Annotated in this window: 13 protein-coding genes and 1 riboswitch; of the genes, 2 read left to right on the forward strand and 11 right to left on the reverse strand. The window is 38.5% G+C overall.

Features of this window, described 5'->3' with window-relative positions; all coding sequences use genetic code 11:
* Positions 1-132 precede the first annotated feature (132 nt).
* Positions 133-792, reverse strand: coding sequence for a (d)CMP kinase (gene cmk, locus CD039_RS04490; protein ID WP_103371303.1), 660 nt, complete (start codon positions 790-792; stop codon positions 133-135).
* A 78-nt stretch (positions 793-870) separates the two neighbouring features.
* On the opposite strand from cmk, the gene CD039_RS04495 reads away from it, so the two are divergent.
* A complete protein-coding gene (locus tag CD039_RS04495) occupies positions 871-1,839 on the forward strand; it encodes an asparaginase (RefSeq protein WP_103371304.1) in 969 nt (322 codons plus the stop codon).
* 141 nt (positions 1,840-1,980) lie between these two features.
* On the opposite strand, the gene ypdA is transcribed toward CD039_RS04495, so the two are convergent.
* The 4 genes from ypdA to CD039_RS04515 form a co-directional block, all read right to left on the reverse strand.
* A complete protein-coding gene (ypdA, locus tag CD039_RS04500; RefSeq protein ID WP_103371305.1) occupies positions 1,981-2,967 on the reverse strand; it encodes a bacillithiol disulfide reductase YpdA in 987 nt (328 codons plus the stop codon).
* A gap of 259 nt (positions 2,968-3,226) precedes the next feature.
* Positions 3,227-4,537: a LysM peptidoglycan-binding domain-containing protein gene (locus tag CD039_RS04505; protein ID WP_103371306.1), complete on the reverse strand. Its 1,311-nt coding sequence runs from the start codon at positions 4,535-4,537 to the stop codon at positions 3,227-3,229.
* Positions 4,538-4,676: 139 nt separating this feature from the next.
* Positions 4,677-6,056: a RecQ family ATP-dependent DNA helicase gene (locus tag CD039_RS04510; protein WP_103371307.1), complete on the reverse strand. Its 1,380-nt coding sequence runs from the start codon at positions 6,054-6,056 to the stop codon at positions 4,677-4,679.
* A complete protein-coding gene (locus CD039_RS04515; RefSeq protein WP_103371308.1) occupies positions 6,037-7,011 on the reverse strand; it encodes a helix-turn-helix domain-containing protein in 975 nt (324 codons plus the stop codon). The genes CD039_RS04510 and CD039_RS04515 overlap by 20 nt, the downstream gene beginning before the upstream one ends.
* Positions 7,012-7,211: 200 nt before the next feature.
* Here CD039_RS04515 and CD039_RS04520 point away from each other — a divergent pair, with 200 nt between their 5' ends.
* Complete coding sequence (locus CD039_RS04520) at positions 7,212-7,460, forward strand: ferredoxin (RefSeq protein ID WP_002472145.1); 249 nt, start codon at positions 7,212-7,214, stop codon at positions 7,458-7,460.
* Positions 7,461-7,619: 159 nt separating this feature from the next.
* On the opposite strand, the gene CD039_RS04525 is transcribed toward CD039_RS04520, so the two are convergent.
* The 6 genes from CD039_RS04525 to CD039_RS04550 form a co-directional block, all read right to left on the reverse strand.
* Positions 7,620-8,165 carry an ECF transporter S component gene (locus tag CD039_RS04525; protein WP_002473179.1) on the reverse strand — a complete coding sequence of 182 codons (546 nt, stop codon included), beginning with the start codon at positions 8,163-8,165 and terminating at the stop codon, positions 7,620-7,622.
* A gap of 65 nt (positions 8,166-8,230) precedes the next feature.
* A riboswitch (FMN riboswitch) is annotated at positions 8,231-8,369 on the reverse strand.
* Between the two features lie 216 nt (positions 8,370-8,585).
* Entirely contained in the window at positions 8,586-10,361 is a 1,776-nt protein-coding gene (locus CD039_RS04530; RefSeq protein WP_186303060.1) for an ATP-binding protein, read from the reverse strand.
* Complete coding sequence (locus tag CD039_RS04535; RefSeq protein ID WP_002473172.1) at positions 10,342-11,067, reverse strand: response regulator; 726 nt, start codon at positions 11,065-11,067, stop codon at positions 10,342-10,344. Before CD039_RS04535 ends, CD039_RS04530 begins: the two co-directional genes overlap by 20 nt.
* A gap of 165 nt (positions 11,068-11,232) precedes the next feature.
* Positions 11,233-11,973: a pseudouridine synthase gene (locus CD039_RS04540; protein WP_103371309.1), complete on the reverse strand. Its 741-nt coding sequence runs from the start codon at positions 11,971-11,973 to the stop codon at positions 11,233-11,235.
* Positions 11,966-12,514, reverse strand: a complete 549-nt coding sequence (scpB, locus tag CD039_RS04545) for an SMC-Scp complex subunit ScpB (RefSeq protein ID WP_390612082.1) — start codon at positions 12,512-12,514, stop codon at positions 11,966-11,968. The genes CD039_RS04540 and scpB overlap by 8 nt, the downstream gene beginning before the upstream one ends.
* Positions 12,495-13,232, reverse strand: a complete 738-nt coding sequence (locus CD039_RS04550) for a segregation and condensation protein A (RefSeq protein ID WP_103371311.1) — start codon at positions 13,230-13,232, stop codon at positions 12,495-12,497. Before CD039_RS04550 ends, scpB begins: the two co-directional genes overlap by 20 nt.
* Positions 13,233-13,305: the final 73 nt, after the last annotated feature.

Genomic DNA, 13,305 nt, shown 5'->3' on the forward strand with positions numbered 1-13,305 from the left:
TGTGAATGCTGTCTCAAATTATTTAATAATGAATTCTATGACTCAATTTCCACACCTTTACTTATATCATATACCCCACTTCGACACGTCTATAAACGTCTTTTAAGAGATTAATTCGCTATTTCGACAAACTTATTGAAGGTCATTCACTAATTGCAAGATTTCTTCAGTGACTTCCTCGATAGATTTACCTGTCGTATCGAGTGTGACTGCATCTTCTGCTTTTTGTAATGGTGAAATATCTCGATTCATATCATACTCATCACGTTCTGCAATTTCACGTTTGAGTTGTTCCAAAGTAGATTCAATACCACGTTCTTCATTATCTAACTGTCTACGGTGAGCACGCTCTTCTACAGAAGCAATCATATAAACCTTTAACTCAGCGTCTGGAAGCACCACTGTTCCAATATCACGGCCATCCATCACGATGCCTTTTTGACGCGCAAGTTCTTGTTGTTTATTTACCGCAAAATGTCTCACAGGTTCTTTAGAAGCAACGTAAGAAACGTGTTGAGTTACGTCATTCTCGCGTAAATAGTCTGTCACATCGTTGCCATCTAACAGAACGAGCTGACCTTTCTCTCCATCATAAGTAAGTTCTAAAGTTGTTTCGTTAACCAACGCTTCAAAATCTTCAGGTTGTCCTTGTTGAAGATATTTATAAGTAATCGCACGATACATCGCTCCTGTATCGACATAGATCATTGACAATTCAGCAGCTACGCGTTTCGCTATAGTACTCTTACCAGCAGCTGCTGGACCATCTAAAGCAATATTGATTCTCTCCATTAATATAACCCTTTCTTGTTGAATTATAGATAATATTCTATCATATTAAGGGAAGTTATTTATAGGAGGAATACCCGCATGAAGCAACTTCTTGTAATCCATACAGGTGGGACGATTAGTATGTCCCAGAATGAAGCGAATCAAGTTACGACTAATGATGTGAATCCTATTTCAAGTCAGCAAGAAATGATCGGTCATTACGCTCAAATTGACGATCAAACCCCTTTTAACGTGCCCTCACCTCACATGAATATTGAATACGTCAATCAATTGAAGAATATGATTGTACGTGCTGAACAAGACAGTCGTTATGATGGCTATGTCATCACGCATGGTACGGATACGTTAGAAGAAACAGCCTTCTTACTCGATTTGACACTTGATGTTTCTAAACCCGTCGTACTCACTGGTGCTATGCGTTCTTCAAATGAAATAGGCGCAGACGGTTTATACAACTATATTAGCGCGATACGTGTAGCAGCGAGCGATGATGCTTACGATAAAGGTGTGATGGTCGTCTTTAATGACGAAATACATACAGCACGCAATGTGACTAAGACACATACCTCGAATACCGATACTTTCCAAAGTCCTAGTCATGGTCCTTTAGGTATCGTGATCAAGACGAGTGTGCAGTTCTTCCATACGCCTTATCACCAACACGTGTACCCATCCATCAATACTCGATTAAATGTGCCTTTAATTAAGTCTTACATGGGTATGCCAAGTGACATCTTGCACTATTATGCCGAGCAAGATGTGGATGGCATAGTGATAGAAGCATTGGGTCAAGGTAATTTACCTCCTAGTGCGTTACCAGGTATTGATGCTTGCTTAGCTCAAGAGATTCCTATCGTGTTGGTTTCTCGCTCAATGAAAGGGATCGTGGCGCCTATTTATAGTTATGAAGGTGGCGGCGTTGATTTAGAACAGAGAGGTGTCATATTCTCTAACGGTTTAAACGGCCCTAAAGCCCGTCTCAAATTATTAGTCGGTTTAAGTAACCATCTTGATAATGCAGCCCTTACTACGTATTTTAATAGTTAAGGGATGTGAAATTGAGTGGGTAAAATGTGTGTCAGCGCAGAATAACTCGCTCGATTAACAATTCAATACAATACAACGAAAGCCATAAGCTAAAGTGTGCAATGTCACTTAGCTTATGGCTTATTGATATAAGATAAGAAATTATGATTCGAGCGGTGTTTGTTTTTTAGCTAAAATGCTCTGAGTGATAATACCGCCATGATATTTACCATTTTCGATAAATATGGTATTCGCATCATTACCTGCAGCGATAACGCCAGCGATGAAACAGTTCTCGACATTAGTTTCATAAGTTTCGCGATTATAAATAGGTGCTGTACCATATTCGTTGGTATGAATATCGATGCCGATAGATTGTAAGAAATCGTAGTCTGGATGGTAACCAATCATCGCAAAGACATGGTCGTTAGGAATTTCGTGTGTTTCGCCATCTTGTTCATAAACCACACTATCTTCAGTGATACGCGTTACATTAGCGTTAAAGTGCATATCAATCTTCTCATGTCTCACGAGAGATTCGAAGTTAGGTAAGATCCATGGTTTAATCGCTTTAGGGTAATGGTCGCCACGATATAAGACCGTCACATTCGCGCCAGCTTTCTCAAGTTCAAGCGCAGCATCGACTGCTGAGTTCTTACCCCCGATGATTACGACATCTTGATTGAAGAATGGGTGCGCTTCTTTAAAGTAATGAGAGACTTTAGATAATTCCGCACCTTCAACTTCAAGTGTATTATGTTGACCATAGTAACCTGTAGCGACTGTTAAGAAGCGAGATTGATAGACACCTTTTGTAGTAGTAATCGTAAAACGATTGTCCACTTTATTAACTTTCAACACTTCTTCAAATGGATTGACGCGTAATTGGTGATGTTTGACTACTTCGCGGTAGTAAACGAGCGCCTGATTACGGCGTGGTTTGCTTTCTTCAACGATAAACGGAATATCGCCAATGCTTAATTTATCACTAGATGAAAAGAAAGTTTGATGTGTAGGATAATTATAAATAGCTTCAACTACATTGCCTTTTTCAATGACAAGTGTATCGATACCTTTTTTCTTTTGCTCAATTGCAGCGCTTAGACCACAAGGGCCGCCACCGATAATAATACTTTCTACTGTTTCCATAACAGTTAGCCCTCCTTTTACCACTCATCTATTATACCAGTACATTTAGTAAAACCAAATGATTGATTTGTGAACAATATAGATACTTGATTGCATGGAGCTAAGTAGCGATCATACTGGTAATTTAAGAACGGAGAAATCACTTTATGAGTTAGGTTAATAGAGATGGATGCTATGATAACTCAGTAAGGAGTCTCTCAACGTAAAAAAGTGAGACAGAAAGTATTTCACTTTCTATCTCACGCTTCGTCAATCTCTATTATTGAGGAATAACTAAACGTTGACCGTTATGAATGTTATTTCCTTGGATGTTGTTGGCTTTACGGATTTTTTCAACATTTTCTGGTGAACCGCTACCGTAATATTGAATAGCGATACGGTATAAGTTCTGACCTTGTACTACGTGTGTACGTTGGCCATTAGAATTTGTAGATTGATTACCGTTTTGGCCTTGACCATTTTGTTGACCATTAGAGTTACCATTCTGACCTTGGCCTTGACCTTGGTTTTGACCGTTGTTAGCAGTAGCTTGACCGTTTTGTTGGCCATTATTTTGAGATTGGTCGTTACCTTGGTTGTTATTATTATTAGCAGTAGCGTTGTTATCGTTATCATTACCATTATCGCTTGCTGCTTTGTCTTTATCAGAATTGTCTTTATCTGCTTTATCCTTGTCAGATTTGTCTTTGTCTGACTTATCTTTGTCGCTGTCTTTATCGGATTTGCTGTCGTTAGATTTCTTATCTTTATCAGATTTATTTGTATCGTGGTTAGCTGTTTTATTATCATTATGACTCTTATGGTCATTATGATTTAATGCCATACCGCCGAAGATAGCAAGTGCTGCTAAGATAAGAATCGCAGCGATGATTGGTAATAAGATACCAAGTAAACCTTTTTTCTTTTTACCATCGCGATGATCATCATGCTTAGGATCTTTGTTATGACCGTGTTGAGATGCTGCTTTAGCAGTTCCAGCTGCGCCAGCACCTGCAGCACCAGCGCCTGCCGCTCCAGCAGCTTTCTTACCAGTGCTACCTTTGTCATTAGGTGATTTGTTTGATGTCTTCGCATCATGTTTATCACCTTTATGGTTATCATGAAGTTTCTTCGCACCTACTGCACTCGCACCTGCCGCAGCAGTGCCACCAGCAACAGCAGCACCTTTCTTACCTTTATTTGATTTCTCTTCACGACGCGCTTTCTCTTCTTCTGTTAATCTGTTGTCATCTGTCATCTTATTTGCGTCTTGTCGTTCAGTTGAGGCTTCAGCGCCTTGATGACGTGTCTGTTGAGCTGAACTTTGGTGATCACGGTCGTGTTTGTCATCAGCTACAGCTTGATGATCATGTTGTGTTTGTTCGTCATGATCGTTCTGATTTGTCGCTTTGTCTCTACGACGTTGGCGACGTTGTGCATTACGAGGCGGAAATTGTTCATCCGCATGGTCTTTAACATCGTCTTTATGATCTTCGACAGTGTCTTTAATATCGTCTTGATGTTGATCACTGTCGATAGACTGACGATTCTTTTCGAATTCGTCTCTAAAGTTATTGGACACAAGTCTCATCCTTTCTATGTAGTGTTGTTATTATCTCTTGTTTATACTGTATACCCTATGTGCACAGAGATATGTATAAAAAAGCACGAAATATGATAACTATATAGTATTATAGCTCTAAACCCCGCCATATCAAAGCGGAAACACGTTATTCAAATAAATTATTTAGTTTTTCAATATATGTCATTCGTCTTTTTACCTTTTTACGATTAAGAACAGATAGAAATTCGAAGTTTGTATCATTATCACAACAAATACTTGGTCGTTCAGTTATGGTTTCGGAAAAATAATTGAGTAAAAAGGCGCGACGACATGATGTTAAATGTTTATACTGCATCATTTTTTGATAGCCTAGCTGTTTACGTTTTGAAGCGGTACTAAAAATATCGCTGATTTCATCATATTGATAACGCATTAACAAAGTTTCGATGATGTTACTTTTAAAATCATCGAAAAGTCGACCTTGCTGATGAAGTTGAATATCCTCTTCAAGAACAGCATCACTAAACAGGATAGTTTCAAGTAGAAACGCATCATCAGGCTGAAATAAACTGATTGCTTGGCTCGGTTGACCATCACGCCCTGCCCGACCAATCTCTTGAAGATAACTGGAGGGATTTGGTGAGAGATGAAAATGAATAACAGTACGAATATCTGGTTTGTTAACGCCCATACCGAAAGCACTTGTAGCAACGATAATAGGAATATGATTCTGAATAAATTGGTCTTGGACGGTTTGACGTTCTTGGTAACTCAAATCGCCATGATAGATGCCTGTTAAATAACCTTCTTGATATATGGCACGAGCGAGTTGTAAGCACATCTTCTTGCTTGAGACATAAATAATCGTCGGACCTGAATGTTCGATAAACTCAAGTAGCCATTTAATCTTCTGTTCCTCATCTTGAAAGTTAAAATGCGTGAGACTAATATTCTCACGATTCATCGTTGTCTTAACGACTTTGAAACGACGGTTAAGTATGTGGTTGAGATCCATCTCTAAACTTGGTGGTGCCGTTGCTGTTAAAGCAAGAATAGGCGTGTGTGGATAACGATCAGTGAGTTGACCTATTAAAGCGTAATGTGGTCTGAAATCATAACCCCACTCAGATAAACAATGTGCTTCATCGAGAACGATCAAGCCGAAATGAATGTTGTTCAATAACTTCATACGATGAGATTGCAGAATAAATTCCGGACTTAAAAAGATAAAACGCCTCTGCGGTAACATCTTCATATTCTGGTATCGTTCAGACTCGTTCATACCTGAATGTATGTAACATACACGTGATTCACCTTGCGCTTTCAGTTGCATCACTTGATCATCCATGAGTGAAATCAAGGGTGAAATAATCAAGGTAGGCTGTTTCTGAATATAGGTAGGCAGTTGATAACATAAACTTTTACCACTTCCAGTTGGCAAGATACCTAACGTATGTTGACCGTTAAGAATAGACTGAACCACCTCAGCTTGCCCTGGTTTAAATTGTTCGAAACCGAAATAGGCTTTAAGTGCTTGCTTTAACACTGACGTCCCCTCTTTCTATACCTACAATCATGAGTTTAATGGCGAAATAAGTTAAGTTTGGAAATGCTTCTTTATAAACTTTGAGTCTCGCTTCCGGCTGCTGATGATAGTATGCACTGAAAGACGCGAGATCTTCGCTAGAAACAAAGGTTGAATAATTATTTAAATAACCTTTAATAAACATTTCGAGTAAATGATCTTCTATCGTATTAAGTTTGACGTTTTGAATATGTGCTATTTGTTCGAGCGACTGTCCTTTACGTAGTAGTTGTAAGGATTTAAATGTATTGTGTGATAAGGAAGGTAGCATGATAAGCTGCGAAAATATTGGATATGTGGATGTATCTTCTAACGCCTTAACACATAACACTAACTCATTATATTCTTGGAGTTTAATGGCTGAGAGCGGCTCACCTTCAATGAGACTCACCTGCTGACTGGTATACATACTATCTTCATAGCCGGTTAAGTAATAATGGAGCACAGAATGAGTGATATCTGAATTTAACTGTTGAAAAAGTTGGTAAATCTCTGTCTGAGCGTCTGATTCGAGCTGCTGAGCACGAACCTCTTGAAAGACGAGTTTAACCCGTTGTTGAATGTGACGTTGCTCTGTGATTGGCGTAAATCGGTATGTATCGTGCTTGTGTTGTGAGAGTGTTTGTACAAAAAGTTGTAGCGCTTTGAAAGTCAGCACTAAACTTTCGAAGGTATGTCTTGGATGAATATAGATCGTCGACTTATTATCATCATAATTGTTCTGAAATTCATCAAAATATCGCTCAAACGACGGATATTTTAAATGAGGTAAACTATGATATAATGACAATAATTGTTGACTAGAGGCATCAAAAAAGGTTTGATGAGACTTTTTACCTGTGATAATATTGTATATGCTTTTTGCAGTCTTATGATGGTGAGCATGTGTTAATGCGTAATAAATTAATGCGTTCATGTGTTATCCCTCATTGAATTCGTACAGATACGTTGAAAATTAAGTATGCTGTACTTAAAATATTAGATAGCAACGTATTATTCAACATCAAACGAAATCGTAGCAGTTACATGGTTGAAACGAACGAGGATTCTAAACAGCCATGACTACTTATAGATTATGTCATTAGTTTAGCATTTTTATCAAAGGAGGCGAAGAGATTGGCTAAATACACAATTGTAGACATGGATACTTGCATAGCGTGTGGTGCATGTGGTGCCGCTGCCCCTGATATATACGACTATGACGACGAAGGTATTGCTTATGTCATATTAGATGACAACCAAGGTACTGAACCTGTACCTGAAGAATTATACGAAGATATGGAAGATGCTTTAGAAGGTTGCCCTACTGATTCTATTAAAATTGAAGAAGAATCATTTGATGGCGATCCATTGAAGTTCGAATAAAGTGTATCGACAGTGTAGAGACTGTTAAACATAGATGATGCCTGAGCATAGATGTGCTCAGGTTTTTTCGTGTTTGGAGTGCTTTTATTAGTTAAAATGAGCTACGACATCGAAATGATGACGTAGCTCATCAATGACTGTGTAATCAATTTATTGCTTTTACGGTTTCAGTACATTTTTTAATCGTTTATATAACAATAAGAAGATAATCGAAATGACAATCCCTTTAATGATATTGAAGGGTATTACACCTGATAACACGATGATTTTAACATTTTTAACAATATCATCTAAGTTAACAATCATGCCGTAAAGTGGTAATAGCACAAAGTAGTTGAGAATACTAAGCACGATGGTCATCACGATAGTCGCACTAATTAGACCTATGATCATTGACTTCCAAGTATTATGACGGCGTGCAACAAAGTATGCAGTGAGAATGAAACTTGCTGCAGCGAGGAAGTTTGCCAGTGGTCCAACAGGCTCACTAATGTTGACGATTAAATGTAAGATGTTCTTAATCGCTTCAACGACAACACCGGCTACAGGGCCTAGCGTAAATGTGGCAAGTAAAGCGGGTACATCGCTGATATCTAGTGTTAAATAAGGTGGTAGAAACGGTAATGGAACGCGAATCCACATGAGGATAAAGCCGATTGCACTAAGCATGCTAATCGTTATGAGCCGTTTCGTTTGTTTCTGCATTGAATATTCTACTCCTTTCATTCATCTTACAAAGAATAGGAGGAATGATTGCAACACAAAGAAACCTCCATCTTCTCCCATCCAGACTATACTGTCGGCTCTAGATTCTCACTAGATCAGCCATAGCGAAATGTGTATTCCACTATGGGTCGCAGGCTTACATTTACTGCCGGTTGGGACTTGCACCCTACCCCGAAGATGAATTACGTAATATTTTCATTTATATCATAGCTCAATACTCTGATAAAAACAATGACAAAGTATTAGCGAGGCGATGAAAGTTAAAGTCGTCGTTTCATTCTGAATTAAGACACTGTCTAAGGTGACGAGCTCGTCATTGTCATAGAAAAAGCCATTCTACATGTGTCGTTCATTGACACTGATAGAATGGCTTATTTCATATAACTTTATTAAAGCAACTTAGGCATCGTTTTGCTTTGGCTTAGGTAATTTAATGATAAATGTGGTACCTTCGCCTAATTCACTTTCAACGTCAATTTGACCCCCATGTTCTTCAATGATCATTCGACAGATAAAGAGACCGAGTCCTGTACCCTGTTTTCCTCTCTTACGTGCTGCATCTACTTTATAGAAACGTTCAAACACTTGTTCTAAGTGTTCTGGTGCAATACCTGACCCCGTATCTGTAATGTACAAGATATCTTCAGACTCATTCTCATCGACTCGGATCGTAATGGAATCATGCGGTTCAGTATATCGAGCTGCGTTATCGATTAAGTTCGTTAATACTTGCTCAATGCGATCAGAATCATAACTCCATAAACGTCCGTCCGTCTCTGGGTTGAGATTCAAATTCAATTGTAGGTCAGTTGCTTGTTGTCTATATTTCTGTTGAATCTTGTTTAATAAATAATCAATAGGTTGTAATTCTTTTTCAACCGACAAGCCTTCAGCATCCATACGTGCCACGTTGAGTAATTCATTAACGAGTCGATTTAAGCGTTTTGTCTCATCAAGCACGATAGACAGTGAATCTTTAATTTCATCAGGTTCTGTTACGATGCCATCCACAATGGATTCAGTATAACCCTGTAGCAAGGAAATCGGGGTCCGTAATTCGTGAGAGACGTTAGCTATGAAATCTTTCTTCATTTGATCTACATTGTGTTCATTCGTCATATCACGGATAATAGCAACGGCACCACTACGGCCATCAGGTTGAATTTGATCGATATAACTCATAATAATGACGTAATAACGTGTGTTGATTTCGTATTCTCCAAATTGGGTTTGTTGTTCATCTAACGTACGCTGATACTGGTCGACAAGTTGACTAATCGTAACGTCATCTAACGTCTTAAGGATGTGCTCTGCCATAGAGTTAGAAATAATGATTTCCTTATTATCATTGAAACCAAGGACACCCTCAACCATCGAGTTAAGTAAACTATCTCGAATATTCTTAGATGATGAAATAGCTTCAATATGTTGCTGAATCTCTGAGCTCATCGTATTGAAAGCACGTGATAGTTCGCCAATCTCATCTTTCGTATGAATCGGTAAGGTTTGCGTATATTCACCTCGAGATACTTTTAACGCTTGTGTCTTAAGTTGGCGTAAAGGTTTCGTAATTCGAGATGATAAGAAGAATGCAAAGACGGTTGTTATAGCCAGGAAGATGACTGCAATTGCTAAGATGATCACGGCAATAACGTTTGTCGTTTGTTCAATGCTCTTGAGATCTTGATAGATGAACACACCGCTATACTGACCTTGATTATCTTGTTTAGATGAGAGATGCTTCGTCGGATAACCGATGAGTACATAAGTACGCGGCTTACCATCAACTTTAATCGTGACATGTTCTGAAATATGTTTGCCTTGACTAAAGACTTTCTTATAATCTTTATTCCGTTTAATCGCGTTGAGCATCTTCACTTTGGATTGATCTTCACGTTCTCTCGCTACAGCTTGCTCATCTTTCATGATGATGAGTCCTACTGGCCCTTCAATAAGAGAGCGACTGTGTTCAATCGCTGTCTTATTATCATCAGTATGTTCTACTAGATGACTAATGCGTTCAGCATTATCTTTCAAGTGTTCTTCCGTATCTTGGGTAAAATACGATTGGATAAACGTGATTAATGCGACACTGAGTAAAATTAAAACTGTCGTTACTATAAGAATTATAGTTAACCACAGTTTTATTACGACATTATTGAGTCGGTTCATCATGTTCTGATACCTCAAATTTATAACCGACACCCCATACCGTTTGAATCATACTTGCTGCATCTTCTGAGACGCGATTTAACTTCTCACGCAAACGTTTCACATGTGTATCTACCGTGCGTAAGTCGCCGTAGAACTCATAGTGCCATACTTCTTTCAATAACTGTTCGCGATCGAACACTTTATTAGGCGTCTTTGCTAAGAAGATGAGCAATTCGTATTCTTTCGGAGTCAAATTGACTTCCTTGTCATCGGCTAAGACACGATGCGCATCATTGTCGACTGTTAGATGAGTAAATTCTATGATATCACGGGCATGCGGTTCGCTTTGCTCCGTGTGATTGACTTGTGTACGACGCAAGAGTGCTTTAACACGTAACACAACTTCTCGTGGGGAGAATGGTTTCACAATATAATCATCAGCACCAGATTCGAAGCCTTCAACACGATTGGTTTCTTCGCCTTTCGCTGTGAGCATGATGATTGGTGTATCTTTGTGTTCACGTAATTTGGAAGCTACAGTAATACCATCCATTTCTGGCAACATGAGATCTAATAAGATGCAATCGTAATCGTGTTCCATGGCCATTTGGTATGCTTCATTACCATCTTTAGCTTCTTGTATTTCAAAAGATTCTCTTTCTAAGTACAATCTAAGTAGTCGTCTAATTCTATCTTCATCGTCAACTACAAGAATTTCGTTTGGCATTTGTCTACCTCCCACACTTCTGCATTTCTCTACACTTCTATTATAGCATAGGATTTGAGTTAAAAGTATTCAATAACTATTTCATTTCAATTCATAAATGAATTATATATAAAGAGTATATAAGTAGAACGAGAATTAACTCTCTCAATCTAGACCTAACCCTTTTTAATATTTACCGTGTTCTGCAAGATGGCGCAACGTCTTAACTTCGTGTGGCGTCATCACACGGCCCTCGCCAGCATTGAGGCCTTTAAGCGTTAATGGACCCACTTGAATGCGTTGCAATTTATTTACCTTATAGCCTAAATGTTCAAACATACGACGGACTTGGCGATTACGGCCTTCATGTATAGTGATTTCTACTAATGTCGTTTCTTTCTGTTTATCTTGTCGTTTAATCTTCACTTGAGCAGGTTGTGTCCAACCATCATCGAGTTGAATCCCCTTTTCAAGTGCTTTAACCTCTTCGCGCATAAGGTAGCCATTAAGTTTCGCTACATACTTTTTAGGAATCTTGTAGCTTGGATGTGTGATTAAATTAGTAAAATCACCATCGTTCGTGAGAATGAGTAATCCTGATGTATCATAGTCTAAACGACCTACTGGATAAATACGTGTCTCAATATCTTTGAAATAATCCGTTACTACTGTACGTCCACGGTCATCAGAGACACTCGTAATGACTTGCGTAGGTTTATAGAATAGAATGTAGAGCTTGTCTTCTTGTTCAATCTTTACGCCCTCTACTTCAACCATATCTGATGCTTTTACTTTCGTACCCAGTTCTGTAACTATTTCACCATTCACTTTAACTTTACCGTCTGCAATAAGTGTTTCCGCTTTACGACGTGAAGTATAGCCACTATTGGCAATGCGTTTCTGTAAACGTTCTGTAGCTTTATTCATTATTATCTCCCTTTTGATTTACAAGATTACTGAAGAAGGCTTCAATTTCTTCGTCTTCCTCTTCAGTTGTAGGTAATTCGTCTAAATGCTTGATTCCAAAAACATTTAAGAATAAATCTGTCGTATAAAGTTGCTGACTACGAGAAGTGGGTTCAGATTTCGCTTCGACGAGTCCACGTGCAATCAACGTCTTTACTGCACCATCACTATTAATGCCGCGAATCATTTCTATATCGCTACGCGTCAAAGGTTGATTGTAAGCGATGATGGAGAGGGCTTCCATTGCAGCTTGCGAAAGCTTCATCTGTGATTCTTGTTCGACGAGTTGTTCAATATATTGTGCAGCCTCTTTAGGTGTCGTTAAGACATATGTATCTCCGTATTGTTGTATCGTCAGTCCACGCGCTTCATAGCTATCGACGAGTTGTGATAGCGATTCAGGAGTGAGCTCTAAGATCTGAGTCAACTGTTTCTGACTCAATCCCTCATCTCCAGCCGCGTAGAGTAATGCTTCGAGTATGTTAATTGGCTTCAAGACGATAGTTCACTCCTCTACAAATATTAATATCTTCAAAGCTGCGAGTTTGTTCGATATTCACCCATCCAGATTTAGACATTTCCAGTATCGCTAAGAAATGTGTCACGACCATCTCTATAGGTTCATTAAAGGTAAAAAGACTAAAGAAATTAAACGAGTCTTCATTGACGAGACGATCATTCACCTTTTGTGTTGCTTGTTGAATCGTAAAGGTTTCTTTATGTATATTCACGGATTTTGGTTTTTGATAATCGACACGATTTTTAACTTTCTGATAAGCCATGATCAATTCGGTTAAATCGATGGTTTGGCTCTCATCCCATTGTTCATTTGATTCTAGGTGACTGAGATCGGTTGGATGTTTAGAGTATAATAAAGCACGTTCCGCCTTTTTATCATTTAAAATCTCAGTATACTCTTTGTAGTTTTGATATTCGATTAAGCGACCGACAAGTTCTTCACGAGGGTCCTCTTCCATGTCGTCTTCCTCATCATGTTGAGGTAATAATAGTTTACTTTTAATCATTAACAGCTCCGAAGCCATCACTAAATATTCACTAGCGATATTGATTTCGAGCTGATTCATCGCATGGATGTACTGCATATATTGTTCAGTTAAAGATTTCATAGGAATATCGTATATATCGATTTCAAATTTTTGAATCAGATGCAGTAATAAATCAAGGGGCCCGTTGAATGCATCTAACTTTACCTCATACATAGTATTCTCCTCATCGCTAGCAACTTATGTGCGTATTTCACTCAAATATTATAGCATGTTATCAAAGACATTT

It is taken from the genome of Staphylococcus argensis (assembly GCF_002902305.1).
Lineage (GTDB): Bacteria > Bacillota > Bacilli > Staphylococcales > Staphylococcaceae > Staphylococcus > Staphylococcus argensis.